This window comes from Myxococcus sp. CA051A (assembly GCF_013336705.1).
Classification (GTDB): Bacteria; Myxococcota; Myxococcia; order Myxococcales; family Myxococcaceae; genus Myxococcus; species Myxococcus llanfairpwllgwyngyllgogerychwyrndrobwllllantysiliogogogochensis.
In genome coordinates, this window is the sequence record NZ_JABUMS010000013.1 from 140046 (window position 1) to 154337 (window position 14292).

At 68.5% G+C, this 14292-nt stretch carries 14 protein-coding genes; 9 read left to right on the forward strand and 5 right to left on the reverse strand.

What is annotated here, in order from left to right; genetic code table 11:
• The first annotated feature begins 147 nt into the window (after positions 1-147).
• Positions 148-1116, forward strand: a complete 969-nt coding sequence (pip, locus tag HUA74_RS32075; protein WP_174457584.1) for a prolyl aminopeptidase — start codon at positions 148-150, stop codon at positions 1114-1116.
• 15 nt (positions 1117-1131) lie between these two features.
• Here the strand turns inward: pip and HUA74_RS32080 are convergent, their stop codons facing one another.
• Together HUA74_RS32080 and HUA74_RS32085 are read right to left on the reverse strand one after the other, a co-directional pair.
• Entirely contained in the window at positions 1132-2016 is an 885-nt protein-coding gene (locus HUA74_RS32080) for a CPBP family intramembrane glutamic endopeptidase (RefSeq protein WP_174457585.1), read from the reverse strand.
• Between the two features lie 56 nt (positions 2017-2072).
• Entirely contained in the window at positions 2073-2528 is a 456-nt protein-coding gene (locus HUA74_RS32085; RefSeq protein ID WP_174457586.1) for a MarR family winged helix-turn-helix transcriptional regulator, read from the reverse strand.
• Positions 2529-2618: 90 nt separating this feature from the next.
• Between HUA74_RS32085 and HUA74_RS32090 the strand changes: the two genes are divergently transcribed.
• Entirely contained in the window at positions 2619-3062 is a 444-nt protein-coding gene (locus HUA74_RS32090) for a DUF697 domain-containing protein (RefSeq protein ID WP_141645958.1), read from the forward strand.
• A gap of 196 nt (positions 3063-3258) precedes the next feature.
• Here the strand turns inward: HUA74_RS32090 and lepB are convergent, their stop codons facing one another.
• Positions 3259-3762, reverse strand: coding sequence for a signal peptidase I (lepB, locus tag HUA74_RS32095; protein WP_174475831.1), 504 nt, complete (start codon positions 3760-3762; stop codon positions 3259-3261).
• 867 nt (positions 3763-4629) lie between these two features.
• Here lepB and HUA74_RS32100 point away from each other — a divergent pair.
• Together HUA74_RS32100 and HUA74_RS32105 are read left to right on the forward strand one after the other, a co-directional pair.
• Positions 4630-5667, forward strand: coding sequence for a DUF2380 domain-containing protein (locus HUA74_RS32100; protein WP_371817334.1), 1038 nt, complete (start codon positions 4630-4632; stop codon positions 5665-5667).
• Positions 5664-6134, forward strand: coding sequence for an NUDIX hydrolase (locus HUA74_RS32105; RefSeq protein ID WP_141645961.1), 471 nt, complete (start codon positions 5664-5666; stop codon positions 6132-6134). Before HUA74_RS32100 ends, HUA74_RS32105 begins: the two co-directional genes overlap by 4 nt.
• 33 nt (positions 6135-6167) lie before the next feature.
• On the opposite strand, the gene HUA74_RS32110 is transcribed toward HUA74_RS32105, so the two are convergent.
• Positions 6168-7559, reverse strand: a complete 1392-nt coding sequence (locus tag HUA74_RS32110) for a M20/M25/M40 family metallo-hydrolase (protein ID WP_174457587.1) — start codon at positions 7557-7559, stop codon at positions 6168-6170.
• Positions 7560-7641: 82 nt separating this feature from the next.
• Between HUA74_RS32110 and HUA74_RS32115 the strand changes: the two genes are divergently transcribed.
• The 3 genes from HUA74_RS32115 to HUA74_RS32125 all read left to right on the forward strand — a co-directional run bounded on the left by HUA74_RS32115 (position 7642) and on the right by HUA74_RS32125 (position 11077).
• Positions 7642-8016 carry a response regulator gene (locus HUA74_RS32115; RefSeq protein WP_141645963.1) on the forward strand — a complete coding sequence of 125 codons (375 nt, stop codon included), beginning with the start codon at positions 7642-7644 and terminating at the stop codon, positions 8014-8016.
• Positions 8017-8032: 16 nt separating this feature from the next.
• A complete protein-coding gene (locus HUA74_RS46065) occupies positions 8033-9202 on the forward strand; it encodes a TIGR02266 family protein (protein WP_174457588.1) in 1170 nt (389 codons plus the stop codon).
• A gap of 234 nt (positions 9203-9436) precedes the next feature.
• Entirely contained in the window at positions 9437-11077 is a 1641-nt protein-coding gene (locus HUA74_RS32125) for an ATP-binding protein (RefSeq protein WP_174457589.1), read from the forward strand.
• Here the strand turns inward: HUA74_RS32125 and HUA74_RS32130 are convergent.
• Complete coding sequence (locus HUA74_RS32130; protein WP_174457590.1) at positions 11055-11945, reverse strand: oxidoreductase; 891 nt, start codon at positions 11943-11945, stop codon at positions 11055-11057. The genes HUA74_RS32125 and HUA74_RS32130 overlap by 23 nt on opposite strands.
• 302 nt (positions 11946-12247) lie before the next feature.
• On the opposite strand from HUA74_RS32130, the gene HUA74_RS32135 reads away from it, so the two are divergent.
• Together HUA74_RS32135 and HUA74_RS32140 are read left to right on the forward strand one after the other, a co-directional pair.
• Positions 12248-13000, forward strand: coding sequence for a 1-acyl-sn-glycerol-3-phosphate acyltransferase (locus HUA74_RS32135; protein WP_141645679.1), 753 nt, complete (start codon positions 12248-12250; stop codon positions 12998-13000).
• A gap of 41 nt (positions 13001-13041) precedes the next feature.
• The gene (locus tag HUA74_RS32140) at positions 13042-14178 is read left to right on the forward strand and encodes a class I SAM-dependent RNA methyltransferase (RefSeq protein WP_174457591.1); all 1137 of its coding nucleotides are present in this window, start codon (positions 13042-13044) and stop codon (positions 14176-14178) included.
• The last annotated feature ends 114 nt before the right edge of the window (positions 14179-14292 follow it).

Consider the following 14292-nt stretch of genomic DNA (forward strand, 5'->3'; position numbering starts at 1 on the left):
CGTGGCGTGCGGCATGTGCCCTGCCCGACAGTCCCCACCCCAGGCAAGAGGACACGCGAACACCTCCGGACGGTGACACACGGGCGGGCCGGCGATGAAGAACCGGTCTGCTAGCGTGAGAAACTCTCTCGTTGTCCTGGAAGGCGCATGTCCGTTCAGTCCCCGCCGTCGCGGATGCTGTACCCCCCTCTTGAGCCCTATCGCATGGGCCGCTTGCGGGTCTCCTCGCTCCACGAGCTGTACTTCGAGGAGTGCGGCAACCCGAAGGGCAAGCCCGTGGTCTTCGTCCATGGTGGCCCAGGGGGAGGCACGGACGCGAAGCAGCGGCGGTTCTTCGACCCGGCGGCCTATCGCATCGTCCTCTTCGACCAGCGCGGCTGCGGCCGGAGCACTCCGCACGCGAGCCTGGAGGAAAACACCACCTGGGACCTGGTGGCCGACATGGAGCGTCTGCGCGAGCACCTGGGCATCGAGCGCTGGCAGCTCTTTGGCGGCTCCTGGGGCAGCACGCTGTCACTGGCCTACGCGCAGGCCCATCCGGAGCGCGTCACGGAGCTGGTGTTGCGCGGCATCTTCCTCTTGCGCAAACAGGAGCTGGACTGGTTCTACCAGCGCGGCGCCAGCGCCCTGTTCCCCGACGCGTGGGAGCACTACCTGGCGCCCATTCCCCTGGAGGAGCAACGGGACTTGCTCGGCGCGTATCACCGGCGCCTGACGAGCGCGGACGCGGCGACGCGACAGGAGGCCGCGCGGGCCTGGAGCGTGTGGGAGGCGCGAACCAGCTATCTGCATCCGAACCTGGAGCTGGTGGCACGCAACAGCGCGGACGACTTCGCCCTCGCCTTCGCGCGCATCGAGTGCCACTACTTCTTCAACCGTGGGTTCCTGCGCTCGGACACGCAGCTCCTCGATGACGTGCCGCGCATCCGTCATCTCCCCGCGGTCATCGTCCAGGGACGCTACGACGTGGTGTGCCCTCCGGAGAGCGCGTGGGCGCTGCATCAAGCGTGGCCAGAGGCGGAGCTGGTCATCGTTCCGGATGCGGGGCATTCGGCGAACGAGCCAGGCACCACGTCCGCGCTCGTGGAGGCCACGGACCGGTTCCGTCCGCGGTGAGCCAGGGCGTCGTCCTCAGGCACCCTGGCCTTGTGGGCCTGTCAGGGGGGTGGGCGCCTCGCTCTGTCGCGTTCCCTTCCAGCGCGACAGGGCGAGGATGAACAGGCACAGCACCACGAGGGTGACGACGGAGGCCTCCAGCCCGTAACGGCCTCCGGTGAGCCACTCGGGCTGGCCGTGGAAGACAGGCATCCACATCCCCTTGAACTCCTCACCGCTCACGCCGAAGCCCAGAAGGCCCAGCAACCCGTTCCAGCCCACGTGCACACCCACGGGAAGCGCGAGTCCTCCCGTGCGCAGGTAGCAGAGCCCCAGCATCCATCCGGCCAGGAAGGTGGCGGTCAAAGCCACCGTGCGCGCCCCTCCGTCCATGCCGGGATTGAAGGCATGGGCCAGACTGAAGACGGCCGCGAACACGAGCTGCGTCCACATAGGCCCCATCCCTCGGATGGCGCGCTGGAAGGCATAGCCGTGGAACAGCGTCTCCTCGAACAGGGCCACTCCGAGCATGAACCAGGAGACCTTGAAGATGGCGGCGGCTCCGTTGCTCGCCGCTCGCTCCAGATGGAACCCGTCCAGCGAGAAGACGACCGCGGCCACCGCCCCCACCAATGCCGCGCCACCCAAGATCCCGAGCCCGAAGTCACGGGCCGAGCGCCGCACCGGGAGGATTCCGAGCGAGGACAGGGGCTCACGCTCGAGTCGAAGGCACAGCCAGCTCGAGAGGAGGACGCCGAAGAAGGCGCAGAGCGGCCCCGAGACGATTCGCCGCAGCTCGACAGGCAGCTGTTTCTGGAGGAGGACGAGGCCCAGTATCAGGGCCACGCTCAACGCGACGGAGCCCAGCACCTTCCAGCCATTGCGGAGACGCCGCTCACTGTTGATGAAGATGGATTTCATGGGTCTGCTTCTCTCGGTTGGAGATGGCTCTTCCGCGCTGCACGGGGACATCATACCTACGCGCCACGGCGCTTCGATTGCCGTCCCCGCGCACTGGCGATTCGCGCGTCGAAGGACTTCGTTTCGAGGGCTTGGATGGCGCGCTCGAGCACCTCGGAGAGCGGCACGGGAAGCTCAGCATCCAGGCTGGCCGCGGCGCTCGCGGTGGCCTTCCAACGCGACTGGAGTCCCGGGAGCAGCGCCCGTCCCGACGGACTGAGGCGAATCCACCGCTGACGCCCATCCACTGGCCCTGGCTCCGAGAGCACAAGCCCGTCCTTCACCATCAACGCCAGCGTCTGCGTGGTGGCGGGCTGGGTGGTGTCGGACGCCTCGGCGAGCTGACCGATGGTCATCGGCTCGTCTTGCATCAGCGCCCGCACCAACGGCGTGTAGCGAGGACGGTAGGCGAAGCCCTCTTCCTCGTAGACCCGGCCGACCGCTCCGTCGAGAAGCTTGAGCAGGTGTCGCAACTGCGTTCCAAGACCCCGGTGGTGCGCCCTCTTTCGAACCCTGGTCGGAGTCCTTAAGGTGGGAACGAACGACTGATTGGGAGAACATCCATGTCCGCAGAGAAGGCCGCGCGAAGCTGGGTCGAGGAGAGCGCCCTGCGCGCCGCGGGTGCCGCCGCGATTCCCATCCCGGTGCCGGGTGCGCACACGGCGCTCACGTCCGCCATCGAGGCGTACATGATCTACCACGTGGCGGGCATCTACGGAGAGAAGCTCAGCCTCGGTGAGGCGCTCGGCCTGGTGCCCACGCTGGGCGCGGGCATCGTCGCGCGCAAGGCGGCCAGCAGCATCGTCGGAGAGACGGTGGGATGGATTCCCATCGCGGGCTGGCTGCTCAAGGGCGCCGCCAGCGGTGGCACCGCGTTCGCCATGGGCGTGGCGGCGGTGACGTACTTCGAGAAGAAGTACCCGGGCCGCGATGCGATTCCGTTCGACACCCTGTCCATCAAGGACTGGGTGAAGGCGGCGCTCGCACAGCTCGGCGTCAAGAAGTAGCCGAGGCGGAAGGCACGGGTCCACGACACGCGGGCGTCCTCGTAGACGCCTTCGGCGTTGGAAACGGCATCTCCTGTCGTTGAGTCTGGTGATGAAGCCTCTCAAGCGGCCTCTGGCAAAGGCAGACAAGGGACTCCATTGGGGCGCGTCTGGCTGAGGCGCCGGCGCCCCCCGACCGGGGCAAGGCCGGCTCCCGTCACAGTGCTCCCGCGCGCTCCGGCGGCCAGAAGCGCAACCAGGCCTTGCCAGTGACGGAGCGTCGCGGCAGGGGACCCCAGACATGTGAGTCGCTGCTGGCGTTCCGGTTGTCACCCAGGACGAAGAGCCTGTCCTCGGGCACGCGCGCGGGGCCCCACTGGTAGGTGGGCGCCGCCGCGACGTAGGGCTCCTGGAGGAGCCGTCCATCCACGAACACCTGCCCGTCGCGCACCCGCACCTCCTGACCCGGCAGGGCAATCACCCGCTTGATGGCGATGTGCTGGCGCAGGTCACCGGAGCGCACGAGCTCGGGAGGCGGCTCGAAGACGACGACGTCCCCGGCCTGGGGCGGATGGACGCGGTAGGACAGGGTATCCACCACCAGCCGGTCACCCACTGCCAGCGTCGGCTCCATCGAGCCCGAGACGATGAGCCTCGGGTGCACGACGAAGCCGCGAAGGAGCACCGCCAGCAGCACCAGCGCGCCCACCCCGATGACCATCCTCCACGGAATCTTCCACTTTTTTTGTGTGTGAGCAGGCGCGTCCTGGCAATGATTGCTCATTCGTCTGGGTCTACCCTTTCAAGGGCCTCTCGAACTCTATACACTATCGGATGGGACGGGCTTCGGCCCGCCCCATGTCAAACAACCGCACAACACAGGAGGCCGGATGAAGAAGACCTTGAAGATGGGGCTCATCGGATTCGTGCTGGGAGCTGCTGTTGCCGTGGGTTCCGCGACGTTGGGAAGCGAGGAGACGGTCGCCGCTCCGTGCTGCTCGAGCTGTGATGATAATGACCTCCGCTGCTGGCGGATTTGTAGCCCGAGCTGCTGAGCGCCGAGGCCCTGAGGGGCACCTGAAGCGACGACGGGCTGGGGACGGCAAGGTCCCCGGCTCGTTGTCATTGGAAGATGCCCCCCCGGGACGCATGAGGAAAGTGGCGCTGGAGGTGGGCCCTGCGTACGCATGCCGTGCTGTTGAGTCTGGTGATGCTGGTGACGGGCTGTGCCTCCCAGTCGCCTGCCTCCGGAGCGGGCAGGCCCCTGCGCTATTCGCAGCGGGACGGCCTGGCTGACGACTCCAGTCCGCGCCACTCTGGCACACGGGAACGACGCGACCGCCCTCGCGAGAATGAGGCAGAGGCCATCGCGGACAGCCAGCAGCGAGCCATACAGACCCGGCAAGCAGTCGTGGCGGCGGTGGACAAAGTGAAGGGCTCCACGGAGGAACTCTCCAGTGCCATCCCCAGGCTCGCGGCTCACACGCGGGGCCTTGGTGGAAACGCCGACCTCTTCACGCGTTACTTCGCCTACGGCTCGACCCAGGTACCCTGGCTTCGTGACGCACTCCGAGGAACGGCCACGCTCGTGGAGGTCTCCGAGTCGGTGGACGACCCGGACATGGCGGTGGGCCTTCTCAAGATGGCAGGGCCTCGCCTCCAGGCGGCCATGGCTGGAGTCATGCTGCTGGCGTCCTGGTTCGACTTACTCCAGCTCGCCGACGCCCTGCTTCAGCAGTGCCCGTTCTACAGCGTGGAACAGTTGCTCACGGACATGGACCGCGTACAAAAGCGGCTGGAGCCGGCGATGACGGCGCTCTCCTCCCTGGATCCAGGACGCGTGGAGGCCACGGCCGCCGCGATGCCCGAGCTGATGGGGAAACTGACCCAGGAGTTCAGCACCATTCGCGAGGGGGCGCGCATGGCAATGGAGCGTACAGGGCAAGTCATCGCGGCGGCACAATTCCTCGAACTGGTGGCCATGGTTTCGGCGCTGCGCGTGTCGCTTCCCCGGCTGCCTCCCTCAGGGCCCGTCCTCCTAGGCGCGCGCCTCGCTGTGGGTCCAGGTGGAGTGATGGCGGGCTCGCACCTCGTTGTCTCCGCGGAGTGGGTGGAGATGATGCGACGGCTCGTACAGGCAGGAGTCATTTCCATGCCGGTCGCTAGCGCGGCTGTCCGTGTCCACGCCGGACAGGTGTTGATGGCGCAGTCGCACCGGGACTTGCCCAAGGGCGTGCGTGAAGCCCTGGGCGACAGCCCCGAGGTTCGTGGCATGCACGAGACGGGCAAAGCCGGGGCGGGCATGGCGGACGCTCCAAAGCACCATGTCCTGCCACGAGAGCACCGTAAATGGTTCGAGCAGCGCGGCTTCACGGGCGCCATGGACATCGACCAGTTCTGTGTCCGGATGGAGCGAGCCCATCACGAAGCGATTCATGGTGGTGGCGACTGGCGACTCGGGCGAACCTGGCCTGGCGAATGGAATCGGATGATTATGGCTCTCCTGCAGAAAGCGGAACGTAGAGCTGGCCACCAGTTGTCGCGGAACGAGGTCTTGAAGGTCGTCTCACAGAGCATGAAGGATTACGACATTCGGATGAGCTTCACTCTGGGTAGCAGGCGATGACCGACGGGCGTTCCTGGCAAGGCAACTGGAAGGCGCGACTCTACGAGCGCGTCCGCGCGCATGGTTACGACTCCCTCACTGCTTTTGCCGAGGCACGTCCCACCGCGTCGTTGGTCGAGTTGGCCGAGGAGCTGGGAAAGGACGATCTCGCGGGCGTGCAGGTCTTCTCGGGGCTGGTAGCCGAAGCGGAACGAAGCCATCAAGTCACCCGGCTGGTGCGCAGTCAGTTCGTAAGAGAGTTGCATCAGCAGCTTCCGGACGGATGGCCCTCCGTGTTGAACGACAGCACGCGTTTCGATGTCGCTCATGCGCTTGCTCGGTGGGGCAGCTACACTCCTGAAACGCATCAAGAGCGCGTCGATCAGGTGGGCGATTCCCTTCTCGCGATGCCGCCTCCCCCTGGATGGCGCCCGCTCGGTCCCGACGACGACCTGCTCCGCACGCTCTTGCCCGACGACGAAGCCTGACCCACCCAACGCCCCTGAGCGAAAGGCCACCACTCACCGCGCGGTGAGCGCGCTCGCCAGCTCCTCATACAAATGGATGGCGCTGCGGATGGACTTCTCCCAGTCCCCCACGTGAAGGCTCTCGTTCTCCGAGTGGGCGTACGTGTACGGGTCCTCCACGCCGATGAGCAGCGCGGGCACTCCGCCCAGCTCCTTCGCGAAGGGCTCCACGAAGGGAATGGACGCGCCGCAGCCGATGGCCACCGCCTTCGTCCCATAGCCCTTCTCCAGCGCACGGAAGGCCGCCTGGAACGCCGGGTGCGACGGGTCCGTGTACCACCAGCCCGAGGCCCCCTCCGTGTGGAAGCTCACCTCCAGCCCCCACGGACACACCTTGCTCAGGTGCTCCTTCAGCCGCTGCTCGACATCCCGCGCCTCCAGGTCCGGGACGATGCGGATGCCCACGCGCGCCCACGCCGCGTCGCAGATGATGTTGCGCGCGTCCTTGCGAGTGCTCGCCTGGATGGCGTTGATGGCGATGCTCGGCTGCCGCCAGTTCATCTCAAACGGGTGCCGTCCTCCCAACACCTGGACGCCCGGCAACAGCCCCACCTGCTCGCGGAAGGACGCCTCGTTCCCTGGCAGGGACTGGATGCTCTCGCGCTCGCCCGGCGTGAGCGGCTTCACCTGCTCTCGCAGCCCTTCAATCGCGATGGAGCCGTCCGCGTGGGTCAACGTCGCCAGCATCCTGCACAGCGCCATCACCGGGTCCGGCACCGGTCCACCCCACATGCCGGAGTGCACCGCCTGATTCAACGCGCGCACCTCCACGTCCACCGTGACGAGCCCCCGCAGCGCGGTGGTGATGGACGGCAGCCCCGTGTCGAAGTTCGCCGTGTCCGTCAGGACGATGGCGTCCGCCTTCAACAGCGCCGAGTGCTTCTGCAGGAATGCGGACAGATGCCCGCTGCCAATCTCCTCCTCACCCTCGATGATGACCTTCACGTTGAGCGGCAGCCGACCGGAGCCCTTCAGCCACGCGTCCACCGCCGACGTGTGCACCACGATGCCCGCCTTGTCGTCCGCCGTGCCACGCCCGTACAGCCGGCCATCGCGCAGTTGTGGCTCGAACGGAGGGCTCTTCCACAGCGACTCGTCGCCCGCTGGCTGCACATCGTGATGGGCATACAACAGCAACGTGGGTGCGCCTGGAGCCCGCAACACCTCGCCATAGACGTAGGGGTGGGCGCCCTCGATTTCGAGTAGCTGGATGTTTTCAAACCCACGGTCTCCCAAGAGTCGAGAAGTCGCCTCAGCGCTCTGACGCACCCGGGCGGAGTCGAAGCCAGGAAACGAGACGCTGGGTATGCGCACGAGGGCCATGAGGTCCTCGAGGTAGGCGGTCTTCTGGGACTCGAAGTGAGAGAGAGCCTGGGCGATGGGCATGCTCACCCCTTAACCTAAAAAGGCAGGCAGGCGCTCCAGGTCCTCGCGCGGATGTTGCGCGGTCCAAGTATCATGCGGCGCCATGTCCGACACCCCGACACTGCTGCTCGTCGACGACGACAGCTTCGTGCGCCGCATCCTCAAGGACGTCATCGCCGACACGGGCATCGAGCTGCGGTTGCTCGAAGCCGCGGACGGAGAGGAAGGCCTCGCGGTGGCAGCGCGCGAGCAGCCCGCGGTGATGTTCCTGGACCTCTTCATGCCGAAGAAGAGTGGGCTGGAAGTCCTCGGCGCCATCAAGCAGGTGTCGCCCAACACGCGGGTGCTCGTCATCAGCAGCATGGATGCGGAGCCCGTCGTGGAGCAGGCCATGGCCGCGGGCGCGGTGGGCTTCGTGGGAAAGCCCTTCCATCCGCTGGAAATCGCCTCGGCCGTGCGCCAGGCGCTCGCTCACTGACTTCAGAGGTGTCTGCGTGTCGTCTCCTGCTGTCGGTTACTGGGTAGCGGACAACCTGGGCCGCGTGTTGGGCCCCCTCGCCCTCCAGGCCCTTCGAGAGCTGATCTCCTCCGGGAGGCTGAAGGCCGCCGTGCGCGCCTCCCGCGACGGCACCCAATGGGTGGCCGTCCAGGAGCTGCCCGAGCTGCGTGACTTGTTCGCGGCCACCCGGCCCTCGCCCTCGGTGGAGCAGCAGCAGGCCGAGCGCCTGCGCACCCAGCTCCGGGGTCTTCAGAACCTGCCGCCCCACGAGGTGTTCGGAGCCAAGCCGAACGCGAGCCTGGACGAAGTGCGCCTGGCCTTCTTCCGCATGGCCAAGCGCTTCTCACCCGAACACCTGTCACCGGAGACGCATCCGGAGCTGCGCAAGGTGTCGGCGGAGATCTTCGACTTCCTGTCGCGCTGCATGCGCGAGGTGGAGGTGTTGTACGCGCAGGGCGCCTACCAACAGGCCCGGCCGCTGCCTCCCCGGCTGGACATGGACGGGCCGCTGCCGCCCCCGCCTCCTCCGCCAGTGGCCTCGGTGGCGCCCGCCGTGGTGCCGCCCGTGGCCACTCGTGTTCCCGCCGTCGCGCCGCCGCCCGTGGCCGTCATCGCGCCGCCCGTCGCGCCACCGCCGCAGCCGGTGATGCCCGCCCGGCCTCCGCCGCCGGTGATGCATGCGACGTCCGCGCCCGTCGCCGCGCGCGCGCCTGTCTCGCCGCCAGTGCAGCGCACGCACACGCTGCCGCCGCCCGCGCCACCACCACCCGCGGTGCCGCTGCGCAAGGCCGTCGCCGCGCCCACCTATTCCAGCGCGGAGTTCGTGGGATTGGAGCGCCGCGCGGATGATCGCATCCATGCGGACGTGAAGGTGTCGATGCAGAACACCGGCATCTTCACGGACCACCGCATCATCAACCTCTCCTCCGGCGGCCTCTTCATCGCCACGGACAAGCCGCTGCGGCTGGGCACCCTGGTGGAGCTGACGTTGCGGTTCGATGACCCTTCGCGCGTGATGACGCTGCGAAGCTCCGTCATCTGGGAGAACTCGCTGGAGGACGGCAAGAACCCGCGAGGTTATGGGTTGCGGCTCAGCAGCCTCCGCAAGGAGGAGCGGGAGTTCATCCAGCAGTTCGTGAGCCGCAAGCCTCCGAAGAAGCCCTGAGCGGGTGAGCCCGCTCGGGGTGGCTTGCTACAGCAGCTGACCGAGGAACACGGCCCCGGTCATGACGAAGGCCGCCATCACCGCCATCACCGCCTTGAGCTCCAGGTCATCGCGGCCCATCACGTTCATGAAGTTCATGGTGTCCATCCTTCGTTGTGTCCCCTCCCCCTTTCCTACGGGACACCCCGAAATCGATTGCATCCCCCTCCCGGCCCCCTCGCGCCGTCCGCCAGGATGACTTCCGTGCCTCCCGACGCCTCCGCCGCCCCTTCTGACTACTGGTTGCTTGCCGGGCTGCCCACTCCCGCGGCGGTCACCCGAGGCGATCAGGTGGTGGTCGCCAACGCGGCCCTGGCTTCGCTGCTGGGAATTCCCCTCGACGAGCTGAAGGCCACGCCCGTCACCGCGCTCATCGCCCGCTTCATCCCCGCCGAGCGCGGCTGGGTGGAGGCGTTCCACGAGGCCCTCACCCGGGACGGCACCCGGCCGGAGCACCCGCTGTGGCTGCGCATCCGGAGAGCCGACGGGAAGGAGCGCACGGTGGCGGCGACCTATGCACCGGGCGCCACGCAGGAAGAGACGGTGGTGCTGCTGCACGACGCCGAGGGCGTGGACACCACCCGCCGGCTCACCGAGGCGCTGGGCGCGGCCGCCGCGGACATGCTGCGCGCGCGCGACGAGCAGGAGGTCCTCGAGACGGCCATCGACGCCGTCCACCGGCAGGGCTTCTATTCGGCCATCCTCCTGGTCGAAGGAGACACGTTCCGGCACGGCCCCATGCGGCAGGAGCCCGCCATCGTCGCGCTGGCCGAGCGCAAGTACGGCATGCCCATCTCCGAGGTCCGCCTTCCCCTCGGCACCCTGCCCCACCTGGCGGAGGTGCTCGCGCGGCGCAAGGCGGCCTTCCATCAGGACGCGCTCGGCGCGGCCCATCGCGTCCACACAAGCGAGGTCTTCGAGGACATCCAGCGCGCCTACCCTCCCGGCATCCGCGCCCTGGATGCGCCCATATTCGTGGAGGGCCAGCCCTTCGGCATCCTCTCCGCGCAGGGCCTGGACCTCACGCCGGCCGCCGCGGGCACGTTGGAGCTCTTCGCGCAGCTGCTCGGCGGCGCGCTGGAGAACGTGCGTCACCACCGCGTGGCGGCGGAGCGACTGGTCGAAGTGACCCGGCTCCAGGAGGAGCTGGTCGCGCACGAGCGGCTGACGGTGCTGGGCGAGGCGGCGGGAGTGGTGGCCCACGAGGTGCGCAATCCGTTGGGCGCCATCCTCAACGCGGTGGCGGTGCTGCGCCGCGAGGCGCACCTGGGCCCCACGGGACAGGCCGCGGTGGGCATGCTGGAGGAAGAGGCCATCCGGCTGGAAGACATCGTCAGGGATTTGCTGGACGTGGTGCGTCCGCTGGAGCCGCGCCCGCGGCTGGTGCACCTGGGTGAGCTGGTGCGGCGCGCGCTGGGCCAGCTGCATGGTCCACCGGATGCGCCCACGCTGCGCTTCACCGTGGACGAGGCGCCAGACGTTCCCGAAATCATGGGCGATGAGACGCTGCTCCAGCTCGCGGCGACGCACCTGGTGCGCAACGCGGTGCAGGCCTCACCGCCGGGCGGGCGCGTGCGGCTGAACGTGGAGCGCGTGGGGGGCGGCGTGCGGCTGGTGGTGGAGGACGAGGGCCCGGGCATTCCCGACGTGGACCCGCGCCGCGTCTTCGAGCCCTTCTTCCTCACGCGCGCCAACGGACGGGGCCTGGGGCTGGCCATCGTCAAGCGCGTGGTGCTCGCGCACGGAGGACAGGTGCGCGCGAGCGGCCGGCCCAAGCGGGGCGCGCGCTTCGAGGTGGTGCTCCCGCTGGGGCCTACCCGTACGTTTCCCGCCTGATGCGCTTGTCGTCGATGCCGAGCGCGTGCAGGTGTCCGAGCACCGTCTCCATGAAGCGCGGCGTGGCCGGAGTGCGCGTCTCCAGCGCCTTGCGGCGGTCCCACGGCGTAATCGCGGGGCCACACGCGTAGACCAGGCACGTGGCCCGGTCCGGGATGAGCTCTTCCAGCAGGGCCTGGTGGACGCGGCCCTTGCGCACGTTGGCGCCGAAGCGCGACTCGTCCAGCTCACGGGTGAGGGTGTGCACCAGCCGGACGCGGTCCGGGTGCTGGCGCTCCAGCACCTCCAGTTCGTCCCGGTAGAGCACGTCGCTCCACGTCTTGTTGGACATGAGCAAGGTGTGGCGCACCTTGAGATTCCGGTGGAGCGCATCCTTGATGATGCCGAAGTTGGGCACCGCGCCGGAGCCGGCCACCATGTGGACGACGTGGTCCGTGCGCTGGTCCACGTCGTCCGGCAGCACATAGGGGCCCATGAAGCCGAGCACCTTGAGTCGCGCGCCGGTGAGCCGCCCGTGGACGAGGAACGGGGACAGGAGCGGCGGGTAGCGGGTGAGGCCGGGGATGAACTCCTCGTCCTTCACGGTGATGGCCACATGGGGCTCATGGGGCGCGGAGGCCAGCGAGTACGAGCGCTGGGGCTCCTTGCGCCCCTTTTGTTCCTGCAGGTAGGCGGACAGGCGCCCGAGCGCGTGGAACTGGTGCGGGTCGATGTTGATGAACTGGCCGGCCTTGTAGTCCGGACGGGGCTCGCCGAAGTCGAGGAAGAGTGTCGCGGTGTCGTGCGTGTCCATCCGCACGTGGGCGACGGTGACCTCGTACTCCACGGGCTTCCTGCTGCGCGAGAGGGTGGATTCGGCGGCGCTCATGGCTCCCTCCCTTAGCGCAAACCCGGGGTGCTCGCCGATGGGTTCGCGCACGCCCAGGGGGTCACGGGTGGGTGACATGGACGGTTTTGCCCCGTCCCAGAGTCGGTCCGGAGCGTTGGCTGCACGACGGGACGGCTTGCGGGCAGGAGGCGGACTCCTCGCGAGCACTGACCTGGAGCCCCCGCAGGACTACATCTTCTGGTGGCCAGTGGCGGTGCTGAAGCCCTGGCGGTAACGGTCGGACGCGTGGGCTCCGACCGGACCATGCTCTCGGGCCGTCCCGAGGTGGAGGCGACCGACGCGTGCTCCGCATTCTCTTTTCCCTGATGGCCCGACTGCCGGAAGGTGTCCGGCGACATGTGGTCCGCACCCTGATGGACGGCGTGTGGGATGCGCTGGCCGACGAAGTCGTGGAGGGCCGGGGCAACATCCCCGACGAGCCCTGTCTCTACATCTGCAACCACCTGTCCAATGCGGACGGCTTCACGCTGTTCCGCGCGTTCCGTCCCCGGCGGCTGTACTTCCTGGCGGGCGTGAAGCTGCAAAGCACGGTGATGACGCGGCTGGCCTCGGAGGTGATGGACACCATCGCCATCAAGCCCAACTCGCCGGACATCGAGGCGGTGCGCCGGGCGGTGGAGACGCTCAAGGGCGGCGACTCGGTGCTCATCTTCCCGGAGGGCGCGCGCAGTCGGGATGGGGCGCTGCACCAGGCGAAGAAGGGCGTGGCGCTCATCGCCAAACGCGGAGGTGCGCCGGTGGTACCGGTGGCGTTGATGGGGACGGAGAAGCTGATGCCCATCAACGACTCGGACATGGGCGGCGAGCGGCTGTACAACGCCCACGTCCGCGTGCGGGTGGGCCCCGCGTTCCGGATGGAGGACCTGGAGGCGGAGGTCGCGGGCGCGGAGGACACGCGGCAGGCGCTGGTGGACGCGATGATGCGCCGGGTGGCGAAGCTGCTGCCTCCCGAGTATCGGGGCGTCTACGCGGACGACCCGCCCCGGGTGCCCAGGCCGTTGGAGTCCGAGTCGCCGGCCGCATCGCCGCCGTGATTCCGCAATGAAGCGTTGCGGTCGCCGCAGGAGCACGGACAATGGGGCCTCCCGTGACGACCGCCCGCGCCGAAGAACAAGTCTACGTGTCCACCCTTCCCGGACTGGAGACCGCGCTGGAGGCGGAGTGCTCCGCGCTGGGCTGGAAGCCCTCCCTCGTCGAAGGCGGGGTGGAGCTCCAGGGGCCCACGGGGCTGCATCTGGAAGCCAACCTGCGCTTGCGCACCGCGAGCCGGGTGCTGTTGCGGCTGGGCTCCTTCCACGCGAGTGACGAGGGCGCGCTGATTCGCGGGCTGCGCGCGTTGGATTTGTCACGCACGTGGGACAGGGGCGCGCCGCCCCGGCTCTCGGTGACGCTGCACCGCGCGGGTGTCCCGAGCCAGGGCGTTGTCTTCTCGGCCGCGTCGAAGGCGTGGGGACTGGCCGAGGTGGGCCGGGCGGGGCCGCTCGACGACGAAGGCGGCCCGGGGCTCACGTTGCTGGTCCGCGTGGAGGGCAATGACTTCACCGTGAGCGCGGACACCAGCGGGGAGCCGCTGCATCGCCGGGGTTATCGACAAGAGGTGAGCCGCGCGCCCCTGCGGGAGACGCTCGCGGCGGGCATCCTGATGCTGGCCGGGTATGACGGCACACAGCCGCTGGTGGACCCGATGTGCGGCTCTGGCACCTTCCTGGTGGAAGGCGCGTGGATGTCCATGCGTCGCGCGCCAGGGTTGCTGCATGGCTTCGCCTTCGAGTCCTTCCCGGGCTTCGACGCGAGCGCCTGGGCCACTCGCAAGGCGCGCGCGGAGGCGGAGACGCTGACGGCACCGCGCGCGGCCGTGTATGGCTATGACATCAACGCGGGCTCGCTGGGCACGGCGCGCAGGAACGCTCGGCGCGCGGGCATGACGCTCGCGCTGGAGCGCAAGGACCTGCGCACGTTGACCGCGCCCCCGGGTGGGCCCGGGTTGCTGGTCGCGAATCCGCCCTATGGCAAGCGCCTGGGCGAAGGGGAGGACCTGCCCGGCCTCTACCGCGCGCTCGGCACCCTGGTTCGCAAGGGCTTCGCGGGCTGGCGCGCGGCGCTGCTGGTTCCGGAGGACTCCGCCCTGGTGAAGGCGCTGGAGCTGCCCGGCGCGCGCAGTCTGCCCGTGCGCAATGGCGGGCTGAGGTGTCGCCTGCTGCTGACGGCGTGAGTCGTATTTGAAGGGGTGAGGTTCGCGCGCCGGAGTCACGGCTCGCGTGGGGCTCGGGAGTCCCTGAATTCGCGGTTTCTCCCCGCATATGCTCCAGTGGTCCTCCCTGTCAGG

What these genes read in the sequence shown, in the direction of transcription:
- HUA74_RS32140 (WP_174457591.1), top strand. Translation starts at nt 13,042, where the DNA reads ATGGGGCCTCCCGTGACGACCGCCCGCGCCGAAGAACAAGTCTACGTG.
- HUA74_RS32125 (WP_174457589.1), top strand. Translation starts at nt 9,437, where the DNA reads ATGACTTCCGTGCCTCCCGACGCCTCCGCCGCCCCTTCTGACTACTGG.
- HUA74_RS32130 (WP_174457590.1), bottom strand. Translation starts at nt 11,945, where the DNA reads ATGAGCGCCGCCGAATCCACCCTCTCGCGCAGCAGGAAGCCCGTGGAG.
- HUA74_RS32105 (WP_141645961.1), top strand. Translation starts at nt 5,664, where the DNA reads ATGACCGACGGGCGTTCCTGGCAAGGCAACTGGAAGGCGCGACTCTAC.
- pip (WP_174457584.1), top strand. Translation starts at nt 148, where the DNA reads ATGTCCGTTCAGTCCCCGCCGTCGCGGATGCTGTACCCCCCTCTTGAG.
- HUA74_RS32080 (WP_174457585.1), bottom strand. Translation starts at nt 2,016, where the DNA reads ATGAAATCCATCTTCATCAACAGTGAGCGGCGTCTCCGCAATGGCTGG.
- HUA74_RS32110 (WP_174457587.1), bottom strand. Translation starts at nt 7,559, where the DNA reads ATGCCCATCGCCCAGGCTCTCTCTCACTTCGAGTCCCAGAAGACCGCC.
- lepB (WP_174475831.1), bottom strand. Translation starts at nt 3,762, where the DNA reads ATGGTCATCGGGGTGGGCGCGCTGGTGCTGCTGGCGGTGCTCCTTCGC.
- HUA74_RS32090 (WP_141645958.1), top strand. Translation starts at nt 2,619, where the DNA reads ATGTCCGCAGAGAAGGCCGCGCGAAGCTGGGTCGAGGAGAGCGCCCTG.
- HUA74_RS32115 (WP_141645963.1), top strand. Translation starts at nt 7,642, where the DNA reads ATGTCCGACACCCCGACACTGCTGCTCGTCGACGACGACAGCTTCGTG.